The sequence below is a fragment of the Blastococcus sp. TF02A-30 genome (assembly GCF_003319185.1).
Classification (GTDB): Bacteria; Actinomycetota; Actinomycetes; order Mycobacteriales; family Geodermatophilaceae; genus Blastococcus.
The window spans coordinates 424,750-449,215 of sequence record NZ_QOHJ01000003.1; the positions used below are offsets into that span (position 1 = coordinate 424,750).

22 protein-coding genes and 1 tRNA gene are annotated in these 24,466 nt (G+C 74.5%); 8 read left to right on the top strand and 15 right to left on the bottom strand.

Annotation, left to right across the window (positions count from 1 at the left end; translation table 11 throughout):
- Window positions 1–94: 94 nt before the first annotated feature.
- From DQ241_RS09260 to DQ241_RS09285, 6 genes are all read right to left on the bottom strand, one after another.
- On the bottom strand, window positions 95–1,186 hold the full coding sequence (locus tag DQ241_RS09260; RefSeq protein WP_113829867.1) for a resuscitation-promoting factor: 1,092 nt from the start codon (window positions 1,184–1,186) through the stop codon (window positions 95–97).
- Window positions 1,187–1,537: 351 nt separating this feature from the next.
- Window positions 1,538–2,377, bottom strand: coding sequence for a hypothetical protein (locus DQ241_RS09265; protein ID WP_113829868.1), 840 nt, complete (start codon window positions 2,375–2,377; stop codon window positions 1,538–1,540).
- A gap of 26 nt (window positions 2,378–2,403) precedes the next feature.
- Window positions 2,404–3,303: a TatD family hydrolase gene (locus DQ241_RS09270; protein ID WP_113829869.1), complete on the bottom strand. Its 900-nt coding sequence runs from the start codon at window positions 3,301–3,303 to the stop codon at window positions 2,404–2,406.
- Window positions 3,300–5,099, bottom strand: a complete 1,800-nt coding sequence (gene metG / locus DQ241_RS09275; RefSeq protein WP_113829870.1) for a methionine--tRNA ligase — start codon at window positions 5,097–5,099, stop codon at window positions 3,300–3,302. The genes DQ241_RS09270 and metG overlap by 4 nt, the downstream gene beginning before the upstream one ends.
- Window positions 5,100–5,148: 49 nt before the next feature.
- Entirely contained in the window at window positions 5,149–5,808 is a 660-nt protein-coding gene (locus DQ241_RS09280) for a hypothetical protein (RefSeq protein WP_113829871.1), read from the bottom strand.
- Between the two features lie 83 nt (window positions 5,809–5,891).
- A complete protein-coding gene (locus tag DQ241_RS09285) occupies window positions 5,892–7,385 on the bottom strand; it encodes an amino acid permease (RefSeq protein ID WP_113829982.1) in 1,494 nt (497 codons plus the stop codon).
- A 79-nt stretch (window positions 7,386–7,464) separates the two neighbouring features.
- On the opposite strand from DQ241_RS09285, the gene corA reads away from it, so the two are divergent.
- Window positions 7,465–8,604, top strand: coding sequence for a magnesium/cobalt transporter CorA (corA, locus tag DQ241_RS09290; protein ID WP_113829872.1), 1,140 nt, complete (start codon window positions 7,465–7,467; stop codon window positions 8,602–8,604).
- Window positions 8,605–8,680: 76 nt separating this feature from the next.
- On the opposite strand, the gene DQ241_RS21075 is transcribed toward corA, so the two are convergent.
- Both DQ241_RS21075 and rsmI read right to left on the bottom strand, forming a co-directional pair.
- A complete protein-coding gene (locus DQ241_RS21075) occupies window positions 8,681–8,968 on the bottom strand; it encodes an endonuclease domain-containing protein (RefSeq protein ID WP_233492331.1) in 288 nt (95 codons plus the stop codon).
- A gap of 633 nt (window positions 8,969–9,601) precedes the next feature.
- Window positions 9,602–10,441: a 16S rRNA (cytidine(1402)-2'-O)-methyltransferase gene (gene rsmI, locus DQ241_RS09300; protein ID WP_113829873.1), complete on the bottom strand. Its 840-nt coding sequence runs from the start codon at window positions 10,439–10,441 to the stop codon at window positions 9,602–9,604.
- A gap of 96 nt (window positions 10,442–10,537) precedes the next feature.
- Between rsmI and DQ241_RS09305 the strand changes: the two genes are divergently transcribed.
- Genes DQ241_RS09305 through DQ241_RS09315 form a run of 3 tightly spaced genes read left to right on the top strand, consistent with a single transcriptional unit; the run spans window position 10,538 to window position 14,243 of the window.
- A complete protein-coding gene (locus DQ241_RS09305; protein WP_113829874.1) occupies window positions 10,538–12,043 on the top strand; it encodes a dolichyl-phosphate-mannose--protein mannosyltransferase in 1,506 nt (501 codons plus the stop codon).
- A gap of 44 nt (window positions 12,044–12,087) precedes the next feature.
- Window positions 12,088–13,392: an MFS transporter gene (locus DQ241_RS09310; protein ID WP_199584227.1), complete on the top strand. Its 1,305-nt coding sequence runs from the start codon at window positions 12,088–12,090 to the stop codon at window positions 13,390–13,392.
- 56 nt (window positions 13,393–13,448) lie between these two features.
- Window positions 13,449–14,243 (top strand): enoyl-CoA hydratase/isomerase family protein, encoded by a 795-nt coding sequence (locus DQ241_RS09315; protein WP_113829876.1) that lies wholly within the window; start codon window positions 13,449–13,451, stop codon window positions 14,241–14,243.
- 47 nt (window positions 14,244–14,290) lie between these two features.
- Here the strand turns inward: DQ241_RS09315 and DQ241_RS09320 are convergent.
- The 5 genes from DQ241_RS09320 to DQ241_RS09340 all read right to left on the bottom strand — a co-directional run bounded on the left by DQ241_RS09320 (window position 14,291) and on the right by DQ241_RS09340 (window position 18,451).
- A tRNA-Ala gene (locus DQ241_RS09320) sits at window positions 14,291–14,364 on the bottom strand.
- Between the two features lie 65 nt (window positions 14,365–14,429).
- Window positions 14,430–15,113 carry a hypothetical protein gene (locus tag DQ241_RS09325; protein ID WP_233492332.1) on the bottom strand — a complete coding sequence of 228 codons (684 nt, stop codon included), beginning with the start codon at window positions 15,111–15,113 and terminating at the stop codon, window positions 14,430–14,432.
- 191 nt (window positions 15,114–15,304) lie between these two features.
- Window positions 15,305–15,925 (bottom strand): GNAT family N-acetyltransferase, encoded by a 621-nt coding sequence (locus DQ241_RS09330; RefSeq protein WP_199584229.1) that lies wholly within the window; start codon window positions 15,923–15,925, stop codon window positions 15,305–15,307.
- Between the two features lie 8 nt (window positions 15,926–15,933).
- Complete coding sequence (glp, locus tag DQ241_RS09335; RefSeq protein ID WP_113829879.1) at window positions 15,934–17,406, bottom strand: gephyrin-like molybdotransferase Glp; 1,473 nt, start codon at window positions 17,404–17,406, stop codon at window positions 15,934–15,936.
- A gap of 124 nt (window positions 17,407–17,530) precedes the next feature.
- Complete coding sequence (locus DQ241_RS09340) at window positions 17,531–18,451, bottom strand: UTP--glucose-1-phosphate uridylyltransferase (RefSeq protein WP_113829880.1); 921 nt, start codon at window positions 18,449–18,451, stop codon at window positions 17,531–17,533.
- A gap of 27 nt (window positions 18,452–18,478) precedes the next feature.
- Between DQ241_RS09340 and DQ241_RS09345 the strand changes: the two genes are divergently transcribed.
- From DQ241_RS09345 to DQ241_RS09360, 4 genes are all read left to right on the top strand, one after another.
- The gene (locus tag DQ241_RS09345) at window positions 18,479–19,072 is read left to right on the top strand and encodes a 5-formyltetrahydrofolate cyclo-ligase (protein WP_113829881.1); all 594 of its coding nucleotides are present in this window, start codon (window positions 18,479–18,481) and stop codon (window positions 19,070–19,072) included.
- Window positions 19,073–19,115: 43 nt separating this feature from the next.
- Window positions 19,116–20,453 carry an SLC13 family permease gene (locus DQ241_RS09350; protein ID WP_113829882.1) on the top strand — a complete coding sequence of 446 codons (1,338 nt, stop codon included), beginning with the start codon at window positions 19,116–19,118 and terminating at the stop codon, window positions 20,451–20,453.
- Window positions 20,454–20,536: 83 nt separating this feature from the next.
- The gene (locus DQ241_RS09355; RefSeq protein WP_113829883.1) at window positions 20,537–21,727 is read left to right on the top strand and encodes a CaiB/BaiF CoA-transferase family protein; all 1,191 of its coding nucleotides are present in this window, start codon (window positions 20,537–20,539) and stop codon (window positions 21,725–21,727) included.
- Complete coding sequence (locus tag DQ241_RS09360) at window positions 21,724–23,244, top strand: carboxyl transferase domain-containing protein (RefSeq protein WP_113829884.1); 1,521 nt, start codon at window positions 21,724–21,726, stop codon at window positions 23,242–23,244. Before DQ241_RS09355 ends, DQ241_RS09360 begins: the two co-directional genes overlap by 4 nt.
- A gap of 3 nt (window positions 23,245–23,247) precedes the next feature.
- Here the strand turns inward: DQ241_RS09360 and DQ241_RS09365 are convergent, their stop codons facing one another.
- Together DQ241_RS09365 and DQ241_RS09370 are read right to left on the bottom strand one after the other, a co-directional pair.
- On the bottom strand, window positions 23,248–23,739 hold the full coding sequence (locus DQ241_RS09365; protein WP_113829885.1) for a MarR family winged helix-turn-helix transcriptional regulator: 492 nt from the start codon (window positions 23,737–23,739) through the stop codon (window positions 23,248–23,250).
- 23 nt (window positions 23,740–23,762) lie between these two features.
- On the bottom strand, window positions 23,763–24,440 hold the full coding sequence (locus DQ241_RS09370; protein ID WP_233492333.1) for a GAF and ANTAR domain-containing protein: 678 nt from the start codon (window positions 24,438–24,440) through the stop codon (window positions 23,763–23,765).
- Window positions 24,441–24,466: the final 26 nt, after the last annotated feature.

Genomic DNA, 24,466 nt, shown 5'->3' on the forward strand with positions numbered 1-24,466 from the left:
CCCGTCGGGCTGCTCGGCTGAGGTGCTCAGTTCAGGCCCCGCTGCAGGGGCCCGCCGCGAGCGAGCGAGCGGTGGGGGGCAGCGGGGTCCTTCATCAGCTGAACAGGCGGGGGCCGCAGTGCGGCCACTGGCCGGCGCCGGAGCGCTGGTACAGCAGCTGCGCGCGGTAGGTCTGCTCGTCGGGGCTCGCGGCGGACGGCAGGCCGGTGCCACCCACGGCCTGCCAGGTGCCGACGGAGAACTGGTAGAGGCCGTGGTACTTGCCGGTGCTGCTCACCGCGTTGGGGCGACCACCGGACTCGCAGGCGGCCAGGGCGGCCCAGTTGAGCCCGTCGGCCGACGGCGCGTTGGCCGGGCGGGCCTTGCTGCCCACGGCGACCTGCTCGGTGACCGGCTGCTTGGTGACGGCGGAGGTCAGCTTCTCGCGGGCGGTCTCGACCCCGTCGGTGACCGTGACGCGGTAGGTGACCGTCTGCTCGCCGTCGACGCCGGGCGTGGTGACCTTCTTCTGGCCCACGAACGCCTCGGGGTCGGCCGTCTCGGCGACCTCGTGCGCGATCGGCTCGGCGACGGTGACCTCGGAGACCTGCACCCGGAAGACCTGCAGCCGCATCTTGGCCAGCAGCGCCTGGTTCGGGTAGAGGCTGGTGCGGTCGGTCTCGCCGAGCACGATGCCCTGCTCGGCGAGCAGGTCGGCCGCGGTCGCCGCGGTGGTGGTGACCACGCGCTCCTGGCCGTCGGCGACGAGGACGACGTCCTTGGGGGTGGTGATCTGCAGGGCCATGCCGTCCAGCGGCAGCCGCTCGCTGCGGCTGGCGGACAGGACCAGCCCCTCGGCGCGCAGCCCGAGCTGGTCGAGGGCCTCCTCGACCGAGAGCGCGGTCACGTACACCTCGCGGTCCACGCCGTCGATCGACAGCTGGAGCGGGCGGGCGCGGTTGAGGACCACCGTGTCGCCGTCGGTGATCGGCTGGTCCGCGGCCGGCAGCAGCACGTCGTGCGAGGCCGGCTCCAGGCCCTCCTCCTCAAGCACCTCGGCCACGGTGTCGGCGTACGTGCCGACCTCCTGGGCCTGCCCGTCGATGGTGAGCGTGACGGACTTCTGGGCCACGAGGAACGCCAGCGTCCCGCCCACGAGTCCGAGCAGGACCAGGGCGAAGAGGCTGAGCTGGAGAGAGCGGCGCACGACACTTCCAGGGGTCACGGGACCCGGGCAGGAGAAGCGTGCGCGCCGCGGTGGACGGCTGCCCGCTGCGGTCCGCTCCGGGTCACCCGCTCGGCCGGTGGGCCGGGCGACGCGACCCGGGGCGTTCTCCACCCCGGCTGTCGGTCACGACACGATAACGAACAGCGAACGGTGAGCACGAGTGCACGAGCAGTGAACCAGACCATGTCGACAACTCGATGTGGGCACGCCGACACCCGACGTGACCGACGTGCCGTGCGGGACGGGCCGGCCGTCCCTCAGGCCCGAGCAGGGCCGGTGAGCAAACGCACAGGGTGAACCGCCGGCACGCGGGGCAGGCGGGCGGCGGGTTCAGCCGGCGAGGGCGGGCTGCCCGGCGCGCACCGGCCGCAGCCAGGTCAGGAGGAAGCCGGCGACCGCGACCCCGGCCGCGAGGGCGGAGAAACCCCCGGCGACCAGCGCCACCGGGAGCAGGTCGAAGTGCTCGGTCACCCGGTCGCCCAGCCCGATGCCGGCGGCCAGCAGGAGCGCGCCCAGCGGCAGCAGCGCGACCACGCCGGCCGCCGCCGTCACCAGGTGGGCGGTCCAGGTCCGGAGGGCTTCGTCGGCCGGGACGTCCGCGCCGGCGGCCGGCAGCGGGCGCAGCAGGGCGCGCAGGAGGGCCACCTCGGCCAGGGCCCAGGCCACCGCCGGCCCGGCGACGGCCGTCCACCCCACCGCGTCCGGGAGCTCGCCGGCCGACCACAGCCAGACCGCGGCGGCCATCTCACCGGCGACGACCGCCCGCATGCTCCACACCAGCCAGCCCGAGATCAGCTCCCCGAGGCGCGGCCGGCGCACCGGCTGCGCCAGGGCCCAGCGCGGCCGCGGGCGGGTGACCTCGGCCAGGAGCACCCCGGCGAGGAGGCCCAGCGCCAGCGCCGGCACCCACAGGAAGACCGACGCCTCGGCCCACAGGACCACGCTGCCCGCGATCCCCGCGACGCCGAGCAGCCAGCCCAGCCCGCGCCAGCGGCGGCCGTGCTGCGCCTGGCGCTGCAGCGCCAGGGCCCCCGCCTCGGTGGGCTCGGCCAGGGCGACCGCGGCGCCCGCGACCGCCCGGCGACCGGCCGCCAGGGACCACGCCCTGGCCAGGAGGACCCCGGGCACCAGGACGGCGATGAAGAGCACGACCGCGATCAACCGACCCACGGCCCCAGTGTGCCCCGCCGACGCGCTCAGCGGCGCGGCGCGTCCGCCTCCCAGCGCCCGAAGACCCGCTCGGCGTTGGCGGTCAGGGCGTCGCAGAGGCGGACCAGGTCGACGCCGGTGACGTCGGCCAGCGCGCGGACCGTGTGCGGCACCAGGCGGGAGGCGTTGGGGCGACCGCGCAGCGGGACCGGCGTCAGGAACGGCGAGTCGGTCTCGACCAGCAGCTGGTCCAGCGGGGTGAGCGCCGCGGCCTCGCGCAGGTAGCCGGCGTTGCCGAAGGTCAGCGTGCCGGCGAACGAGAGGACGTAGCCCCGCTGCACGCACGCCTTCGCGAACGCGGCGTCGCCGGAGAAGCAGTGGAAGACGGTCCGCTCGGGCGCACCCTCGTCCTCGAGCACGCGGAGGATCTCCTCGTGCGCGTCGCGGTCGTGGATGACCAGCGCGATGCCGTGCCGCTTGGCGATCCGGATGTGCGCGCGGAAGGACTCCTCCTGCGCCGCCCAGCCGTCGGGGCCGGTGCGGTAGCGGTCCAGCCCGGTCTCCCCCACCGCGCGCACCCGGGGCAGCGCGGCGAGCCGGTCGATCTCGGCCAGCGCCTCTGCGGTCGCCTTGCCCTCGCCCGCCTCGTTGGGGTGCAGCGCGACGGCGGCCAGCACGTTCGGGTGCCGCTGCGCGAGCGCCGCCGACCACTGCGACGACGGCACGTCGACGCCCACCTGCACCAGCCGCGGGACGCCGACCGCCGCCGCCGCCGCGATCTCGGCGTCGACGTCGGCGTCGGTCGAGGTCGGACCGCCGTCGGGGCGGAAGCCGTCCAGGACGATGTCGAGGTGGGTGTGGCTGTCGATCGCCGGCGCCGGCAGCGGCTCCGGGGACGGCGGCGGCTCCCCCCGCTTGTTGGCGCGGGACGCAGCCGAACGGCTCACTCGGCCTTCTCCTCCAGGCGCGCCAGCTCCTCCTCCACCACCGACTCGTCGAGCTTGGTGAAGATCGGCGTCGGCGGGGCCAGCGGGGTGCCCGGCGCGGCCAGCGGCGTGGAACCCCAGACCGCCTGACCCTGGTCGTAGGGGCCGGTGATGATCGGGTACGGGGAACCGTCGTCCAGGTCGGTCACCTCGTGGATCTCCGGCGCGACCGACCACACCCCGGTGCCGCCCAGCAGCTCGTGCACCTGCTGGGAGGAGTGCGGGAGGAACGGCGTCAGCAGCGCGTTGCAGTCCTTGATCGCCTGCAGCGCGGTGTGCAGCACGGTGTCCCGGCGGGCCGGGTCCTCCTTGAGCTTCCACGGCGCCTGGTCCGACAGGTACTTGTTCGCCTCGCCGACGACCCGCATGGCCTCGCCGATGGCCGCCTTCTGCCGGTTGCGCGCGAGCAGCTCGCCGACCGGGCCGAAGGCGCCCGACGTCGTCGCCAGCAGCGCGCGGTCGTCGTCGGTCAGCTCACCGGGGGTGGGCACGGCGCCGACGTTCTTGGCCGCCATCGAGACGCTGCGGTTGACCAGGTTGCCCCAGCCGGCGACGAGCTCCTCGTTGTTGCGCCGGCGGAACTGCTCCCAGGTGAAGTCGGTGTCCTGGGTCTCCGGGCCGGCGACGGCGATGAAGTAGCGCAGGGCGTCGGCGTCGTAGCGGGCGAGGAAGTCGCGCACGTAGATGACGACCTGGCGGGAGGAGGAGAACTTGCGCCCCTCCATGGTGAGGAACTCGCTGGAGACGACCTCGGTGGGCAGGTTCAGCCGGCCCAGCGAGCCGGGGCTGCCGCCCTTGTCGCCCTCGCCGTTGTAGCCCTGCAGCTGCGCGGGCCAGATCTCGGCGTGGAAGACGATGTTGTCCTTGCCCATGAAGTAGTAGGCGTCGGCGTCCGGCGTCTGCCACCACTGCCGCCAGGCCTCCGGGTCACCGGAGCGGCGGGCCCACTCGATGGACGCCGACAGGTAGCCGACGACGGCGTCGAACCACACGTAGATGCGCTTGTCCGGCCGGTCGCGCCAGCCGTCGAGCGGGATGGGGACGCCCCAGTCGATGTCGCGGGTGTAGCTGCGCGGCTTGAGGTCCTCGAGCAGGTTCGTGGCGAAGTTGAGGACGTTGGGCCGCCACCCCTTGCGGCTGGCCAGCCAGTCGCCGAGCGACCGGGTGAAGGCCGGCAGGTCGAGGAAGTAGTGCTCGCTCTCGACGAACTTCGGCGTCTCCCCGTTGATCTTGCTGACCGGGTTGATCAGGTCGGTCGGGTCGAGCTGGTTGCCGCAGTTGTCGCACTGGTCGCCGCGGGCGCCGTCGTAGCCGCAGATCGGGCAGGTGCCCTCGATGTAGCGGTCGGGCAACGTGCGCCCGGTGCTCGGGCTGATCGCCCCGAGGGTCGTCTTCGGGAAGACGTAGCCGTTCTTGAGCAGGCCCAGGAAGATCTCCTGGCTCACCGCGGCGTGGTTGGCCGTCGTCGTCCGGGTGAACAGGTCGTAGCTCAGCCCGAGCGACTGCAGGTCCTGCACGATGATCCGGTTGTTCCGGTCGGCGATCTCCCGGGGCGTGATGCCCTCGGCGTCGGCGGCGACCGTGATCGGCGTCCCGTGCTCGTCGGTGCCGCTGACCATGAGCACCCGGTTGCCGCTCATCCGCTGGAAGCGGCTGAAGACGTCGGAGGGGACCCCGAACCCGGAGACGTGGCCGATGTGCCGCGGGCCGTTGGCGTAGGGCCAGGCGACGGCGGTGAGGATGTGCCGATCAGTCACGGGCCAACAGTACGGAGCCGCGTCCACCCGGATCGCCGGGCGGTGCGGGTCAGGGCTGGTAGACGGTGGTGGCGGCGGTCTCGCCGGCGATCTGCGCGTCGTCGACCGGCGCGAGGAGCGCGACCGCGACGAGCACCAGCCCGATGGCACCCAGCGTCGCGGTGGCCAGCCCGCGGTTCTCGGCGACGGGGTCGGCGACGCGCGGGCGGGCCCGCGGGCCGGCCGCGATCCAGGCGCTCGCCGAGGGCGAGCCGACCAGGAGCAGCTTCCCCACGGGCAGGGCGACGGCGAGCAGCAGCAGCGCCGGCAGCGACAGGGTGGTGGGCACCGGCAGCGGCACCACGACGGCCACCAGGCCGACGAGGACCAGACCGGCGAGCTCGGCGACCGCGACGCCCTGCAGCAGCCGGCGCCCCGACCCGTCGAGGAGCGCGGCACCGCCACCGGCGGAGGTCACGATCCAGCCGGCGAGCACCAGCAGGGCCAGGCCGACGACGGCGCCCGAGGACTGCGCGGCCATCAGGGTGTCCAGCTCGGTGAGGCCCACGGCCAGCAGCGCGACGGCCTGCAGGACGCCGATGCCGCCGGCGGCCAGCACGGCCACGGGCAGGCGGCGCGGCGCCGTCGTCGCCACCGCGACCGGCCGCGCGGGCACGGAGGCGCGCGGCGGCGCGAACGTGTCGCGGACGTCGAGGACGCTGGTCGCCACGGAGGTTCCCCCTGAGCCGGTCGGTGCTGTCCCTGCTCAGCTCGGCTCCGCGGGGGTGCTGCCTGAGGGCGCGGACCCGGTTCTCACCCCTCCGGGTGAGCGGGTTCAGGCGTCCGGGCCTCCACGTCGCGCGTCGCCAGCCGGCTGTGCTGCCAGCTGTAGAGCCAGTAGACGCCCAGCCCGATCGCCATCCAGACGACGAAGCGCAGCCAGGTGTCGGCCGGGAGGTTGAGCATCAGCCAGAAGCAGGCCAGCGCCGAGACGATCGGCAGGGCCGGGACCAGGGGCACCCGGAAGGCGCGCGGCAGGTCGGGGCGGGTGCGGCGCAGCACCAGCACGCCGACGGACACCAGCAGGAAGGCGAACAGGGTGCCGATGTTGACCATCTCGGCGAGCGTGTCCAGCGGCACCAGCCCGGCCAGGACGGCGACGACGAGGCCGGTGGCGATGGTGATGCGGTACGGCGTCCCGTAGCGGGGGTGCACCTTCGCCAGACCCGGGGGCAGCAGCCGGTCGCGGCTCATCGCGAACAGCACCCGCGATTGCCCCAGCATCAGGATCATCACCACCGAGGTGAGCCCGGCGAGCGCGCCGATCGAGATGATCGTGGAGAAGGCGGTCAGCCCGACGCTGGAGAACGCGCCGGCCAGCGGGGCGGTGGCGCTCAGCTCCGTGTAGTTCTGCATGCCCACGACGACCAGCGACACCGCCACGTACAGCAGCGTGCACAGCACCAGCGAGCCCAGGATGCCGCGGGGCAGGTCGCGCTTCGGGTCGCGGGTCTCCTCCGCGGCGGTGGCGACGATGTCGAAGCCGATGAACGCGAAGAACACGATCGAGGCGCCCGCGACGACCCCGCCCCAGCCGTAGGTGCCCTGGCTGAAGCCGAGCAGCTCGATCAGCGGGCTGTGCCAGCCGCCCTCGCCCTCGCCGGCCGGCTGGGCCGGCGGGACGAACGGGCTGTAGTTGTCGGCGGTCAGGTAGAAGACGCCGACCACGACGATCAGCAGCACGATCGCGACCTTGATGGCGACGATCACCGCCGTCACCCGGCTGGACAGCTTGATGCCCAGCACCAGGACGGCGGTCATGGCCAGCACGATGAGGATCGCCGGGATGTTGAACCGCGCCTCCTCGCCCGCGATCGAGGTGGGCAGCGAGATGCCGACGTCGTCGAGCAGCTGCTGGAGGTAGCCCGACCAGCCGACGGCGACCGTCGCCGCCCCGAGCGCCAGTTCCAGGACAAGATCCCAGCCGATGATCCAGGCGATGAACTCGCCGAACGTGGCGTAGGAGAACGTGTAGGCCGACCCGGCCACCGGCACCGTCGAGGCGAACTCGGCGTAGCAGAGCGCGGCCAGCCCGCAGACGACGCCGGCGATGACGAAGGAGATCGCCGCGGCCGGGCCGGCCTGATCGCGGGCGACCACACCGGTCAGCACGAAGATGCCCGTCCCGATGATCACGCCGACCCCGAAGACGGTGAGGTCGAGCCCGGAGAGGTTCTTCTTGAGGCGGTGCTCGGGCTCGTCGGTGTCGCGGATGGACTCCTCCACCGACTTGATCCGGCGCGTCATGGCCACGTCGAGCTCCCTCGGAGATCCGGTCGGCCGCGCACGCCTACGCTGCGGGGGCCCGGTCAGAGGAGATGCCCCGATGAGCAGCGCCGACACGTCGCCCGGCGGATCGACGACGCCGCCGCTGCCGGACCGCGCCGCAGGCGGCCCGGCACCCGAGGGGCCGCCCACGCTGCGCCCCCGGCCGGCCGGGCGCCCGCCCCGCACGGCCACCCGGCCGGCCGGCACCGGCGCCGTCGTCGACTGCGCCGTGTACGTGGACGGGCGACGGCAGGAGGCGGTGGCCCCCGAGGACGCGCTGCGCATGGCGACCGACCGCGGCGGCTTCGTGTGGCTCGGGCTGTACGAGCCGAACGAGGACGAGCTCACCGCGCTGGCCGACCGCTACGACCTGCACCCGCTCGCGGTCGAGGACGCGGTCTTCGCCCACCAGCGGCCCAAGCTGGAGCGGTACGACGACGCGCTGTTCATGGTGCTCAAGACCGCGACCTACGTGGCGCACGAGGAGCTCACCGCGACCAGCGAGGTGGTCGACACCGGCGAGGTGATGGTGTTCCTCGGCGAGCGCTACGTGATCACCGTGCGGCACGGGCACCACGGGGAGCTCGGCGACCTGCGTCACCGGCTGGAGGAGCAGCGCGACCTGCTCTGCCTGGGCCCGTCGGCGGTGCTGTACGCGGTGGCCGACGCCGTCGTCGATGCCTTCGTGGACGTCGCCGCGGCGGTGGAGGAGGACGTCGACGAGCTCGAGGCCTCGGTGTTCAGCGCCGAGCGGACCGACGACATCGGCCGGCTGTACCAGCTCAAGCGGGAGCTGCTGTCGCTGCGGAAGGCGGTCTCCCCGCTGGAGGTGCCGCTGCAGAAGCTCGCGGAGCGGCAGATCGACGCCGTCCCGGAGGCGATGCGCTCCTACTTCCGCGACGTCCTGGACCACGCGATCCGGGTGCGCGACCAGGTGGCGTCGCTGGACGAGCTGCTCACGTCGATCCTGCAGGCGTCGCTGGCGCGCACCTCGATGGCGGACAACGAGGACATGCGCAAGATCTCGGCGTGGGCGGGCATCATCGCCGTCCCGACCGCGATCGCCGGCATCTACGGGATGAACTTCGAGCACATGCCGGAGCTGCGCTGGCGCTACGGCTACCTGCTGGTGTGGCTGGTCATCCTGGGCGCCTGCTTGTTCCTGTACCGCGGCTTCAAGCGCAACGGCTGGCTCTGACACCCTCGCTCGCGCTCGTCCCCGAGCGTGCACTTCCCGGCCCTTCCGGGGCGTCGTAGGCCCGCGTCGCGCACACTCACCAGGCCAGGGCCGCGGCGATCCGCCGGAGGAGCAGCGCCGGGTCCCGCATGTCCTCGGCGGTCACGAAGAGCACCCGCCATCCCGCGGCCGTGAGCCGGTTGAGCCTCGCGCGGTCCTTGGCGAACTGCCCGGGCTCGCCGTGCCACCGCCCGTCGTACTCGAGGGCGATCCTCCGTTCCGGCCAGGCGAAGTCGACGATGGCGACGAAACGTCCCCGGGCGTCCAGGACGCGGTGCTGCGCCGTCGGCGTCGGGAGATCGCTCCGGTGCAGGAGGAGCCGCACCCTGGTCTCCTGCGGGGACTGCGCGAGCCCGTCGGCGAGCGCGCACGCCGTCCTGGCTCGTGCCGCACCGCGTCCACGCGCGCGCGTCGCGAGATCGCGGACGCGGCCCAGGTCCGCAGCGGCCCTGTCGACCAGCTGGTCGACGGCGATGACCGCCGCGTCGCCCGGGAGCAGGCCGGCGAGCCGGACCGCGGTCGCCTCGGGTGCGAGCCGGGTGGCACCGTCACCTCCACGTCGTCGTCGGCGGCGGCCAGGTCGACGCCCCAGAGCGTGGCCGCGCTCCTGCCGCTCACGACCGCGAACGGCAGCAGGACGCAGGCCGCCCTCGCACGGACCTCGTGGGTCGGCGCGACGTCCCGGTGCACGTAGACCCCGCGGAAGACCCGCCGCCAGGCGCTGCTCCGCAACTGGTCGGGCGTGACCAGCCCCTCGTCGACGGCCCACCACCCCAGGAAGGGCTCGTCGGTGCGCAAGTCGGCGGGCTGGTGAGGCGTGCGCGGCACCGGTGGAACCCTGCCGGAAAGGGGCGCGACGGTGTCCCGTCGTCCACAGGTGCCGTGACTGTGCAGCTGCCGGGGACTCCGGCCCTTGGTAGGCCCGCGACGCGCACACCCGCGCGTCGGACTCCACGGGTCAGGGGGTCTTGGCGGCGACGACGGCGTCGTAGACGGTGCGGCGGGGCAGTCCGGTGCGTTCGACGACGGCGCGGATCGCGTCCTTGCGCGTCGCCCCCGAGGCCTCCTCCGCCGCCACCTCCGCGGCGAGCTCCTCCGGCGTCAGCGTGACCGCGCGCTCCGGCGCCCCGGCGACGACCAGCGTGATCTCGCCCTTCACCCCGTCGGCCGCCCACGCGGCGAGCTCGGCCAGGGAACCGCGGCGGATCTCCTCGTGGGTCTTGGTCAGCTCCCGGCACACCGCCGCCTGCCGGTCCTCGCCCAGCACGGCGGCGGCGTCGGTCAGCGCGTCGGCCAGCCGGTGCGGCGACTCGAAGAACACCATCGTGCGGCGCTCGTCGGACAGGCCGGAGAACCGCGTGCGCCGCTCCCCCGACCTCCGCGGCAGGAACCCCTCGAAGCAGAACCGGTCGACCGGCAGGCCGGACACCGCGAGCGCCGTCGTCACCGCGGACGGGCCGGGCACCGAGGTGACCTCGATGCCGGCGTCGATCGCGGCCCGCACGAGCGTGTAGCCGGGGTCGGAGACCGAGGGCATGCCGGCGTCGGTGAGCAGCAGGACCGTGGCGCCGGAGGTCAGCGCGTCCATCAGCCCCGGCAGCCGCGACCGCTCGACCGACTCGTGGAAGGTCACCACCCGCCCGGTGAACGTGACCTCGAGGTCGGCGGCCAGGCGGTGCAGCCGGCGGGTGTCCTCGACGGCGAGCACGTCGGCCGTCGCCATCGCCGTCCGCAGCCGGGGACCGACGTCGCCCGGCTGCCCCAGGGGCGCCCCGCCCAGCACCAGCCGTCCGCTCACGCCGCGAAGCCTGTCACGGTCAGGCCTGCCTGCAGGGACCCGGGGCGAGCGTGCGAGCGCCGGGGGGCAGGCAGGTCCTTTCACTACCCTGACCGCATGGCGGTGCTGGCTCCGGACGAGACGGAGCGGCCGGCCCGGCGCACGCCGTCGGGCCGGACCGGACGGCCGCCGAGCCCGCGCCGCGACCGCATCCCGCCGCTGCCGGCCGACACCCGGCTGTCCTGGGTGCTCACCGGGGTCCTCGGCGCCCTCACCCTGGCCGGCCGGCTGGTCGGCATCGGCTACCCGAAGAACCTGCTCTTCGACGAGGCCTACTACCCGCCGGAGGCGGCGGAGCTGCTGCGCTGGGGGTTCGAGTACAACCGCGGCTACACGTTCATCGTCCACCCGCCGCTCGGCAAGTGGCTGATCGCGTCCGGCGAGTGGCTGTTCGGCTACGACTCCTTCGGCTGGCGGTTCCCCAGCGCGGTCGCCGGGAGCGTCGCCGTCGTCGTCCTGGTGCGGCTGACCCGGCGGCTGACCGGCTCCACGTTCCTCGGCCTGGTCGCCGGCCTCCTCCTGGCGCTGGACGGCCTCTCCTTCACCCTCTCCCGCATCGGGCTGCTCGACGTCTTCCTCCAGGTCTTCGTCGTCTCCGCGGTGGCCTGCCTGGTCGTCGACCGGGACCGGGTCCGGGAGCGCCTCGCCGCGACGACGGCCGACGCGCGGCTCGGCCCGCGCGGGTGGCGGCTGGCGGCCGGCTTCCTCTTCGGCTGCGCGTGCGCGGTGAAGTGGAGCGGCGTCTGGTTCCTGGCCGCGTTCGCCGTCGCGTCCCTGCTGTGGGAGCGGAACGCCCGGCGCGCCGCGGGGCACCGGCGCCCCACGCGCGCGGTCGCCCGCCGCGGGCTTCCGGGCGCGCTGTGGGCGCTGGCCGCGGTCCCGGTGCTCACCTACGTCGCCAGCTTCACCGGGTGGTTCCTCGGCGAGACCTCGCAGGGCAAGGCGTGGGCGCAGCAGAACCCCGACACCGCGTTCCCCTGGATCCCCGACGCGGTGCGCTCGCTGTGGCACCAGCACGCCGAGTGGCTGCGCTTCCACAGCGGGCTGTCCTCACCGCACCCGTGGGAGTCGGGCCCGTGGTCGTGGCTGGTCACCGGCCGGCCGATCCTGCTGTGGAACCCGCAGGGCCTCACCGACGAGCGCGGCGGGCAGGTGGTCCGCTACATCCTCATGGTCGGGACGCCGACGCTCTGGCTGCTCTTCGTGCCGGCGGCGCTGTGGCTGCTGTGGCGGATCACGGCCCGCCGCGACCCGGCGGCGGGGGTGGCCGCGATCGCGATCGCCGCCGGCTGGGGCACCTGGCTCATGAGCCCGGAGCGCACGATGTTCATCTTCTACATGGCGCCGGTCGTGCCGTTCTTCGTCCTGGCGGTGACGCTCCTGCTCCAGGACGTGCTCGGCCCGCGGGACCGCCCGTTCCGCCGGAAGGTGGGGCTCGGCGCGGTCTGCGTGTACGTAGCGCTGGTGGCCGGCACCTTCGCGTTCTTCTACCCGGTGCTCACCGGCCAGCCCCTCGAGCACGGCGAGTGGGTGGACCGGATGTGGTTCTCCTCATGGTTCTGAGGACGCGCTTGACCCGGTAATAGTTGCGTTCTACAACCGAATGCGTGAGTCCCGCAGCCGGTTCCAGCATGTTCCAGCAGCCGAAGGCCGTGTACGCGGTGGCCTTCGCCTGCGTCGTCAGCTTCATGGGCATCGGGCTGGTCGACCCGATCCTGCCCGCGCTGTCCGAGCAGCTCGAGGCCACGCCGAGCCAGGTCAGCCTGCTGTTCACCAGCTACCTGGTGGTCACCGCCGTCGCCATGCTCGGCACCAACTGGGTGTCCAGCCGGCTGGGCGCCAAGCGCACGCTGATCACCGGCCTGGTCGTGATCGTGGTCTTCGCCGCGCTGGCCGGCCTCTCGGACACGGTGGACCAGATCGTCGGCTTCCGCGCCGGCTGGGGGCTGGGCAACGCGCTGTTCATCGCGACCTCGCTGGCCGTCATCGTGGCCAGCGCCTCGGGCGGCTTCGCCGGCGCGATCATCCTCTACGAGGCGGCCCTGGGGCTGGGCATCGCGGCGGGCCCGCTGGTCGGCGGCCTGCTCGGCGACATCAGCTGGCGGGGGCCGTTCTTCGGCGTGGCCGCGCTCATGGCCATCGCGCTGCTGGCCACCGTCGTCCTGCTCGAGCCGACGCCCAGGCCGGCGCACCCCACCTCGCTGGCCGCCCCGCTGAAGGCGCTGCGGCACCGCGGGCTGCTCACCATGAGCCTCACCGCGCTGCTCTACAACTGGGGCTTCTTCACGATGATGGGCTACGCGCCCTACCCGATGGAGCTCTCCGCCCTCCAGCTCGGCTTCGTGTTCTTCGGCTGGGGCCTGTTCGTCGCGCTGTTCTCGGTGGTCGGCGCCCCGCGGCTGCAGAACCGGTTCGGCACCGCGCGGTCGCTCTACGCCGCGCTGCTGCTGTTCGCCGTCGACCTGGCGGTCATGGGCATCTGGGCCGACGTGCGGGCCGTCGTCGTCGTCACCGTCGTCGTGAGCGGCGTCTTCATCGGCATCAACAACACGCTGACCACGCAGGCGGTCATGCTGGTGGCGCCCGTCGAGCGGCCCGTCGCCTCGGCCGCCTACGGGTTCGTCCGGTTCCTCGGCGGCGGCCTGGCGCCCTACGCCGCGGGCAAGCTGGCGGAGCACTTCACCGACCACGTCCCCTTCGTCGTCGGCGCCGGGAGCGTCGTCCTCGCCGTCGCGGTGCTCGCCACCGGGCACCGGATGCTGCAGCAGGCCGACGCCGACATGGCCGGTGGCGGGCACGCCCCCGCGGAGGACGACGTGGCCGGCGAGATCGCCGACGAGTTCGGCGGCGCCCCGGGCGCGATCGACGACGAGCTGCACGCCGAGGCCGCCGGCCGGCACGCCCGTCCCTGACGCCGGAGGCCCCCGCCCCCTACGGTGACGGCGAGGCACCCCGCGAAAGGACGACGATGACCGACCCGCAGGACCGGCCGCACGTGCTCACCGCGCTGGACGGTGACGTCTGGCGGATCACCCTCGACCGGCCCGAGACCGGTAACGCGCTCACCCCCGGGCTCGCCGCGGGACTGGCGGCCGCGCTGCAGGCACGCCCCCCGCAGGCGCGGGCGGTGCTCCTCCTGGCCAACGGCCCCCGGTTCTGCGTCGGCGGCGACATCGGCTCCTTCGCCACCGCCGAGGAGCCGGGCCGGTTCGTCGGGCAGCTGGCGCACGACTGGCACGAGGTCATCCGGGCGGTGCTCTACTGCCCGGTCCCCGTCATCGCGGGCGTGCAGGGGGCGGTCGCCGGTGCCGGAGTGGGGCTGATCGGCGCCTGCGACGTCGTCGTGTGCGCGCGGACGACGAAGATCCGGCCCGCGTACGGCGCGATCGGCTTCACGCCGGACGGCGGCACGTCCTGGGCGCTGGCCCGCTCGCTCGGCGCCCCGCGCGCGCTGGACCTGATGCTCACCAACGGCTCGCTGACCGCCGCCGAGGCGCACCTCACCGGCCTGGTGGCACGGCTGGTGGAGGACGAGGAGCTGCTCGAGACGGCGGTGCGGGTGGCCGCGGAGATCGCGGATGGGCCGATCCGCGCGATGGTGCGCACCCGGGCGCTGGTCCGGCGCGCCGCGACCCGCACGCTGGAGGAGCAGCTGGACGACGAGGCGCAGCTCATCGCCGAGTCCGCCGACGACCCGGAGGGCCGGGAGGGCGTGCGCGCGTTCCTGGAGAAGCGCCGCCCCGACTTCCGCAACGCCCGCTGAGAACGACGAAGGCCGGACCCGATCGGGTCCGGCCTTCGTCGTGCGGGTGGAGCTGAGGGGATTTGAACCCCTGACCCCCTCGATGCGAACGAGGTGCGCTACCGGTCTGCGCCACAGCCCCTTACGGCGGACAAGACTACCGTCCGCCTGCTCCGGCGCCGCCAGCGGGGGCGCCGGAGCGTCGGCTCAGAGGTTGGCGACGCGACGCGGCTGGTACTCGTCGATGTCGGCGAAGCCGATGTCGTCGTCGTCCAGGCCGACGACGGCGCTGTTCTGCCAGCCGGCCGGCGCCGGGGTGCGGGCGCTGACCACCCGGCCGCGGAACTGGGCGACCGGTGCCAGCGGCACGCTCGGGTGCACCTGGGCGGCCACCGTCTCGTGCACCTGGGCCTCGACCCGCGGGGCCGGGGCGACCGGAGCGGCGGGCGCCTCGGGACGGGCCCGCAGCGCCTCGCGGGCCGCGGCCCGCGCCGCCCGGCGGGCGGCCAGGCGCTCGCGGCGGGCCACCTTGCGCAGCACGAGGACGTAGCCGACGACGGCCAGGTCGAGCACGACCTGCAGCGCCCACAGCCACGGGGTGGCGAGGACGGCGCCGACGGCCGACAGCAGGGCCAGCGCGACCAGCCCGCCGAGGACGCGGCGGCGCAGGGCGTGCACGTCGACCTTCAGCTCACCGCTGGTCACCAGGGCCTCGCGGTCGATCTGCACCCGCTCGGTCGGCGCGGAGACGACCGGCTTCACGGTCCGCCGGCGCTGGAGCGTCCGGCCGGAGTCGGCAAGCTCCGCCCGGGCGTCCTGCCCGTCGCCGCGGGTCACCACCATGGGCACCAGCACGACGAACCACAGCACGACCAGAGCGGCCAAGAGCACGCCCGATCCCATCCCAACACCACCTGTCACATGAGTCACTCGCAGCGGCAGGTTATGCAGGCCCGTCCCCCGATCGAGGGAGGCGCGCGGGTGTGTCGCTGATCAGTTCTGTGGCGGCTGTGACGACGAGTCGGCGTGTCGACACCGACGGCACGGCCACCACCCCCTCCGCGTGGTAGGTCGCGGACCGATCAGGTCCCGGAGGTCTCCCGCCAGCGGGCCAGGACCCCGCCGGGCAGGTCCTCGGCCAGCAGCGACCAGGCCTGGTGGTCGCGCCAGTCGCCGTCGATGTCGAGGTAGCGGCGCAGCAGGCCCTCCCGGGTGAAGCCCAGCCGCTCGACCAGCCGCTGGCTGCGCGCGTTCTCCGGCCGGATGTCGGCCTGCAGCCGGTGCAGCCCCACCGCGCCGAAGGCGTGGTCGCACACCAGCGCCACGGCCAGCGACGCCATCCCCCGCCCGGCGACCTCGCGGTCGATCCAGTAGCCCAGGAAGCCCGCCCGCAGCGCGCCGCGGACGACGTTGTCCACCGTCACCTGCCCGGCCAGCCGGCCCTCGACGCGGATCGCGAACGGCACGGACGTCCCGACCCGGGCCCGCCGGGCGATCGCGCGGCGCATCGCGCGGTACGCCTGCGGCGAGTGGCGGACCGCCCACGCCTGGCTGGTCGTGGGCTCCCACGGCCGCAGCCAGTCCTCGTTGGCGATCCGCAGCCGGCTCCACTCGACCGCGTCGCGCCGGCGCAGGGGGTGCAGCTCGACCGGCCCCCAGGCCAGCCGCGCCGGCCAGCCGGGGTGCGGCACGGGTTGCGTCACGGGACGGATCAGCCGCCGAGGAGCAGCGGCATCACGGTGACCAGGCCGCCGGGTGCCACCTCGGTCACGTCCTCGTCGACCACGATCAGGCAGTTGGCGCGGGCCATGCGGGCCAGCAGCGCGTCGCCGCCGTCGCCGACCGGCTCCACCACGTAGCCGCCGTCGGGGTGGCGCATCACGGTGCCGTGCAGGTACTGCCGGTAGCCCAGCGGCGAGACCAGCGGCTGCCCGGCGATGGCCTGCACGGTGCGGCGGAACAGCTGCCGCTTGCCGAGCATGAGCCGGATGGCCGGGCGGACGAACACCTCGAAGGCGACCAGCGCGGCCACCGGCTCGCCCGGGATGCAGATGACCGGCACCCGGTCGCGCCCCAGCCGGCCGAAGCCCTGCACCGGCCCGGGGTGCATCGTCACCTGGCGGAACTGCATCTCGCCGAGCTCGGCGAGCGCCTCCTGCACCATGTCGAACCCGTCGGGCGCGAACGTGCCGGCGATGAGCACCAGGTCGCTGCGCAGCAGCTGGCTCTCCAGCACCTCGGTCAGCCGGCGGCGGTCCGTGGGCAGGATGCCCGAGCGGTAGGCCTCGGCACCCGCGTCGCGGGCGGCCGCGGCCAGCGCGTAGCTGTTGACGTCGACCACCTGGCCCGGCGCCGGCGTGGTGCCGACGTCGACCAGCTCGCTGCCCGCGCACAGCACGGCGATCCGCGGCCGGGGCCGGACCAGCACCCGCTCGCGGCCGACCGCGGCCAGCAGGCTGATCTGCGCCGGGCCGATCGGCGTGCCGATCTGCACGGCCGGGTCGCCGGGGGCGACGTCGTCCCCGGCGCGGCGGACGTAGCTGCCGGCCGGCGGCGCGGCCTGCACGGTCACGTGCACGGTGCCCTGGTCGGTCCAGACGGCGGGGACGACGACGTCGGCGCCCGCGGGCATCATCGCGCCCGGGCCCACCTTGAGCGCCAGCCCCGGCCCGATGGACGACGGCGCGCTCGCGCCCGCGACGCTCTCCCCCACCACGGCCAGCTCGACCGGCGCGGCCACCGTGGCGGCGACGACGTCCTCGGACCGGACGGCGTAGCCGGCCAGCGCGGCCTGGTCGAAGGCGGGCAGCGGGCGCTCGGCCACGACCTCCTCGGCGCAGAGCAGGCCCTGCGCGTCGAGGACGGCCAGCTCGATGGGGTCGACCTGCGGTGCCGCGCCCAGGATCTCGTCGAGGTGGCGCTCCACCGTCGGCATCGACAGCTCCACCGGGCCCGACAGCTGCGCCGGGGTGGGCACCGGGCGGGAGTCGGCCCGGGGCGCGCGCGGCACGGGCGGGCGGATGCCGCCGGTGTCCCGCGGCGCGGCCACGACCGGACCGGTCCCGCGCGGAGGCGCTGCGGCACGGGCGCGCGGGTCCAGCGCCATCGGCATGTCCACCTGCGTCGTGTCCCGGTACCCCCGGTACCGGGACACGCCCTGCTCGCCGTCGCTAGGCCCCGTCATCCTCACCACCGTCGTTCCGCCGTGCCGACCGCCGATCGGCGGCACCGGCCTGCGCGGCACCGCCGGCCCCGATCGGGAGCCGGCCGGGTACCCCGACGTCCGATCGTGCCCCGGCGAGGCCCCGTCAGGACGGCGACGCGCCATCCCGGGGCAGCTGGGACACGAACTCGTGCAGCCACGCGCGCAGCGGCGGACCCAGGTCGTCGCGCTCGGAGGCGAGCTGGACGACCGCCTTGAGGTAGTCGAGGCGGTCGCCGGTGTCGTACCGGCGGCCGCTGAACACCACGCCGTGCACCGGCTCGCCGCGCTCGACGAGGGTGGCCAGGGCGTCGGTCAGCTGGATCTCGCCGCCGCGGCCGGGGGCGGTCTCGCGGAGCACCTCGAAGACCTCCGGCGCCAGCACGTAGCGGCCGATGATCGCCAGGCTGCTCGGCGCCTCGTCCACCGGCGGCTTCTCGACCAGACCGGTGACGGCGACGACGTCGCGCCCGTCCGAGGTCGGCTCGACGGCGACCGCGCCGTACTTGTCGATGTTCTCCATGCCGACGTCGAGCAGCGCGATCACCGAGCCGCCGTGCTCGGCCTGGACGGCGAGCATCTGCTCGAGCAGCAGGTCGCGCTCGTCGATGATGTCGTCGCCGAGCAGCACCGCGAACGGCTCCTGCCCGACGAACGCCGCGGCCTGCAGCACGGCGTGCCCCAGCCCCTTGGCCTCGCCCTGCCGCACGAAGTGCACCTGGGCGACCTCGGTGGAGGAGTGCACGGCCGCGAGCCGGCCGTCGTCGCCCTTCTTCTCCAGGGCGGCCTCGAGCTCGGGCACGCGGTCGAAGAAGTCCTCGATGGCGGCCTTGTTCCGGCCGGTCACCATCAGCACCTCCGGCAGCCCGGCGCGGGCCGCCTCCGCGACGATGTACTCCAGCGCCGGCCGGTCGACGACCGGCAGCAGCTCCTTCGGGATCGCCTTGGTGGCCGGGAGGAAGCGGGTGCCCATCCCCGCGACGGGGATGACCGCCTTGCGGGCGTGGCGGGCGCCGGGGCTCGTCATGGCCCGAAGCGTAGCTAGCCTGCCGACGTGACCACCGTGCCCGACCTGGTGGCGGCCAAGTCCGCGCTCCGCGAGCGGGTGCTGGCCGCCCGTCGCGCCCGGCCCGCCGCCGAGCGGGCCGCGGCCGCGGCGGCCGTCGCCACGGCCCTCCTGCGCGGGCTGGCACGGGTGCGCACCTTCGCCGCCTACGTGCCCGAGGAGAGCGAACCCGGGCACGGCCGCCTGCCGGCGTCGTTCACCCAGCTCGGCGCCCGGGTGCTCCTCCCGGTGGTGCCCCTCAAGGGCCGCGAGCTCGGGTGGGCCGTGGACACCGGCCGGCTGGCACCGGGGCGGTTCGGCCTGCTGGAGCCGGTCGGCCCGCGGCTGGGGGCGACCGCGGTGGGGACGGCGGACGTCGTCGTCGTGCCCGCGCTGGCCGTGTCCCGCGACGGCGTGCGCCTCGGCCGCGGCGGCGGTTTCTACGACCGGGCGCTGGCCCACGCCCGGCCCGGCGCGGTGCTCGTCGCCGTGGTGTTCGACGACGAGCTGCTCGACGAGCTCCCCGCCGAGCCGCACGACCACCGGGTGACCGCCGTCGTCACCCCGTCCGGCGGCTGGCAGGCGCTACCCGCGGGTCACTGACACAGTGGGCTGACCCGTCCCCTGCGCCGTGGGAGCGCCGCCCGTGTCCCCTGAGATCGTCACCATCATCGGCCTGGTCGTGATCTTCGCGATCGCGACCTTCCTCCCGATCAACATGGGGGCGCTGGCCTTCACGGCCGCCTTCGTCATCGGCACCCTCTCGGTGGGGCTGTCCACCGACGACATCCTCGGCGGCTTCCCGGCCGAGCTGGTGGTGACGCTGATCGGCGTCACGTACCTGTTCGCGATCGCGCAGAACAACGGCACGGTCGACCTGCTGGTCAGGGGCGCGGTCCGGATGGTGGGCGGCCACGTGGCCGCGATCCCGTGGATCATGTTCGCGGTCACCGCGCTGCTCACCGCGATCGGCGCCCTCTCCCCCGCCGCGGTCGCGATCATCGCCCCGATCGCCCTGACGTTCGCCGCGCGGCACGACATCAGCCCGCTGCTGATGGGCATGATGGTCATCCACGGCGCCCAGGGCGGCGGCTTCTCGCCGATCAGCGTCTACGGCGTCACGGTCAACACGATCGTCGAGGACGAGGGGCTGCAGGGCAGCCCGGTCACCGTCTTCCTGGGCAGCCTGTTCTTCAACCTCGCCATCGCGCTGGTGCTGTTCTTCGTGCTCGGCGGACGTCAGCTGCTCGGCCGCAAGGTGGCGGTCGCCTTCCCCGCGGCCGGGCCCGACGAGGAGACGACGGTGCGCGGCCACGGGGCCGCGCCCGGCCCGGCGGTGGGCGGTGGGGACGACGCGGCCCTCGACGGGGGCGAGGCCGCGCCGAAGGTCGGCATCGACCAGGTCATGACCCTCGTCGGGCTGGCCGCCGTCGCCGTGCTGGCCCTGGTCTTCGACATCAACATCGGCTTCCTCGCCATCACCGTCGCCACGGTCCTGGCGCTGTTCGCGGCCGCCCGCCACAAGGGCGCGGTCAGCCAGATCAGCTGGTCGACGGTGCTGCTCATCGCCGGCGTGCTCAGCTACGTCTTCGTGCTGCAGGAGGCGGGCACGATCGACTACGTCGGCGAGGCGGTCATCGGGCTCGGCGTGCCGCTGCTGATCGCGCTGCTGCTGGCCTACATCGGCGGCATCGTGTCGGCGTTCGCCTCGTCGACGGCGATCATCGGCGTCGCCATCGCGCTGGCGGTGCCGTTCCTGCAGGACGGCGACATCGGCACGGTCGGCGTGATCGTCGCCCTGTCGGTGGCCTCCACCATCGTCGACGTGAGCCCGTTCTCGACCAACGGGGCGCTGGTCCTGGCCAACGCGCAGGACGTCGACCGCGACCGCTTCTACAAGCAGATCCTCGCCTACTCCGGCATCGTCGTGGCCGTCGGACCGCTGCTGGCCTGGCTGGTGTTCGTCGTCCCCGGCTGGCTCTGACGGGCCTCTGGCCAGATTTACCTCAGCGCTGAGACACTTTGCGGGTGCCGCCGCCGGAGCCGCACCGAGCGAGGGAGAGATCCATGACCGGACCGCTGGACGGCGTGCTCGTCGTCGACCTGACCCGGGCCCTGGCCGGCCCCCACGCGGCGATGATGCTGGGCGACCTGGGCGCGCGGGTGATCAAGGTGGAGAACCCGGGCAGCGGGGACGACACCCGCGGTTGGGGGCCGCCGTTCGTGCAACCCGACTCGGGTGACCGGGAGTCGACGTACTTCCTGTCGGCCAACCGCAACAAGGAGTCGATCACCCTCGACCTCAAGGACGAGGGCGACAAGGCGCTGCTCACCGAGCTGCTCCGCCGCGCCGACGTGCTCATGGAGAACTTCCGGCCCGGCACCCTGGCCCGGCTCGGCTTCGGCACCGACGTGCTGGCCGACCTGAACCCGCGCCTGGTGCAGCTGTCGATCAGCGGCTTCGGCCACGACGGCCCCGAGGGCGGCCGGGCCGGCTACGACCAGATCGCCCAGGGCGAGGCGGGGCTCATGTCGCTGACCGGGCCCGGTCCGGAGGACCCGCAGCGGGTCGGCGTCCCGATCGGCGACCTGCTGGCCGGGATGTACGGCGCCTACGGCGTGCTCGCCGCGCTGATGGAGCGGGAGCGGACCGGCCGCGGCCAGGTGGTGCGCACCTCGCTGCTGGCCTCGATCGTCGGCGTGCACGCCTTCCAGGGGACGGCGTGGACGGTCGGCGGCACGGTCGGCCGCGCGCAGGGCAACCACCACCCCTCGATCGCGCCGTACGGGCTGTTCCACTGCAAGGGCGGCAGCGTGCAGCTGTCCTGCGGCAGCGAGTCGCTGTGGCGCAAGCTCTGCGCCGAGTTCGGGCTGGACGCCGAGGCCCCGGGCTTCGCGACCAACGGCGAGCGGGTCGACCGCCGCCAGGAGGTCATCGCGCTGCTCGAGGGCGCGTTCGCCGACATCTCCCCCGAGGACCTGCTCGCCCGGCTGGCCGCGGCCGGCATCCCGGCGGGCAAGGTGCGCACCATCGACGAGGTCTACACCTGGGACCAGACGCTGTCCCAGGGCCTGCTGGTCGACGTCGACCACGCGACCCTCGGCCGCCTGCAGCTGCCCGGCCCGCCGCTGCGGTTCTTCACCCCCGGCCCGGACGGCGAGACCGAGACCACCCGCCGCGACCACGCCGCCCCGCCGGTGCTCGGCGCCGACGGCGACGCCATCCGCGCCTGGCTGTCCGGGGACGAGACCCCGTGAGCGAGCGCCGCGACGCCCGCGCGCTGCGCGACCTGGTCCTCGACCCCGGCTCGTGGCAGTCGTGGGACTCCCCCGTCCCCCGGCGCGACGTGCCCGAGGACTACGCCCGCGACCTGGCGAGGGCCGCGGAGAAGACCCGCCAGGACGAGTCGATCATCACCGGCGAGGGCCGGCTGCGCGGCCGCCGCGTGGCCGTGGTCGCCGGGGAGTTCGGCTTCCTGGCCGGCTCCATCGGCGTGGCCGCGGCCGAGCGGCTGATCGCCGCGGTCGAGCGGGCCACCGACGAGGGGCTGCCGCTGCTGGCCGCCCCGGTGTCCGGCGGCACCCGCATGCAGGAGGGCACGGTCGCGTTCCTGCAGATGATCGGCATCACCGCAGCGATCGCCCGGCACAAGGAGGCCGGGCTGCCGTACCTCGTGTACCTGCGCCACCCCACGTTCGGCGGCGTGCTGGCCTCCTGGGGGTCGACCGGGCACGTCACGATCGCCGAACCCGGCGCCTCGATCGGCTTCCTCGGACCGCGCGTCTACGAGGCGCTCTACGGGGAGAAGTTCCCCGAGGGCGTGCAGACCGCCGAGCACATGGCCGAGCTCGGCCTGATCGACGCCGTCGTCCCGCACGAGGAGATCGCCGACGTCGCCGACCGGGCGCTGCGCGTGCTGGCCGCCCGCCAGACCTGGCACGTCGACGTCCGCGGCGCCGAGCGCCCCGGGCCCGAGGACGGCACCGACGCCGACGACCCCGAGGACCACCGCAGCGCCTGGGACGTGGTCACCGCGTCGCGGCGGCAGGACCGGCCCGGTGTCCGGCGGCTGCTGCGGACCGCGGCCACCGACGTCGTCGGGCTGTCGGGCACCGGCGCCGGCGAGAAGGACCCCGGCCTGCTGCTGGCGCTGGCCCGCTTCGGCGGTGCACCGTGCGTGGTCCTGGGGCAGGACCGGCGCGGTCAGTCGATGTCGGCGCCGCTGGGCCCGGCGGCGCTGCGCGAGGCGCGGCGCGGCATGCACCTGGCGCAGGAGCTGCGGCTGCCGCTGGTCACGCTGATCGACACCCCCGGCGCGGCGCTGTCCCAGGAGGCCGAGGAGGGCGGGCTGGCCGGCGAGATCGCCCGCTGCCTGGAGGACCTCGTGATGCTCAAGGCGCCGACGCTGGCGGTGCTGCTCGGTCAGGGCACCGGCGGCGGGGCGCTGGCGCTGGTCCCGGCCGACCGGGTGCTGGCCGCGGCCAACGGCTGGCTCGGCCCGCTGCCGCCCGAGGGCGCCTCGGCGATCGTGCACCGCACGATCGACCGCGCCGGCGAGATGGCCGCGAACCAGGGCGTGCGGGCCACCGACCTCTGGCGGGCCGGGATCGTCGACCGGGTGGTGCCGGAGCGGCCGGACGCCGCGGACGAGCCGGTGGAGTTCTGCCGCCGGCTGGGCCGGGTGCTCGGCGAGGAGCTGGCCGGGCTGCTCGGCCGCGACGACACCGAGCGCTTCCGCAGCCGGCTGCACCGCTACCGGCACCTGGGCCGGTAGCGGTCAGGCCTGCAGCTCGTCGCCCTCCCGCAGCCGCAGGCTGTGGTCGGGGTCGAGGCGCTCGAGGACGGCCTCGAGCGCCTCGCCGAGGGCCGCCGCCTGCCCGGCGGTCAGCGGGTCGAACACCGCCTCCCGGACGGCGTCGACGTGCCCCGGGGCGAGCTTGACGACGACGTCCCAGCCGGCGTCGGTGAGGACGGCGACGTTCCCGCGCCCGTCCTCGGCGGAGCGCTCGCGCCGCACCCAGCCGCGCTCCTCGAGCCGGGCGACGGTGTGCGACAGCCGGCTCTGCGACTGGTTCGCCCGCCGTGCCAGGTCGCTCATCCGCCGGCTGCGGTCGGGCGCCTCGGACAGCATCGCGAGGACCACGTAGGCCGCGTGGCTGATCCCGGCGTCGCGCTGGAGCTGCGCGTCGAGCACCCGGGGCAGGAGCTCGGCCACCGACAGCCAGGCCCGCCAGGTCCGCTGCTGCTGCTCGTCCAGCCACTGCGTCACCGGGCGACCGTACTGCGCGAGGTTCAGTCCCGGCGCCCGGCGCCCGCGGGGATGTCGCCGGTCTCGGCCAGCTCCCGGGCGATGTCGACCAGCTTGCGGTTGAGCTCCTGGGAGATCCGGGTGAGCAGGGCGAAGGACTGGTCGGCGGTGAGCTTGTGCCGCTCCATGAGGATGCCCTTGGCCTGGCCGATGAGGTCGCGGCTGCGCATGCCCGCCCGCAGGTGCTCCTCGTGCTGGGCGCCGGCCAGGGCCACGGCGGCGTGCGAGGCGAAGACCTGCCCGATGTCCTCGGCCTCGTCGCCGAACGCGCGGGGTGCCCGGGCGTACAGGTTGAGCGCGCCGAGCTGGTCACCGATGACGAACAGCTGGAAGCACATCATCCCGCCGACGCCGATGTCCCGGGCCCGCCGCGACAGCTCGGGCCAGCGCTGGTCGGACGTGAGGTCGTCGACCCGGACGATCTCCTGGTCCCACACCGCGTCCAGGCACGGCCCCTGGCGCAGCTCCTGCTGGAGCAGGTCGACGTGGTGCGGGAGGTGCCCCGTGGCCGCCCGGGGCTCGATCCGCGCCCGGCCGATCACGTAGCTGATCCCGCACTCGTCGACCCCCGGCACGGTGAGGACCGCGGCGGCGGTGATGGCCTGGAGCGTCGCCTCGACGTCGCCGTGCTCGCCCTGCAGCTCCCGCGCGAGCCGGCTCATCGCGGCACCGAGCTCGGCGGCCGGAC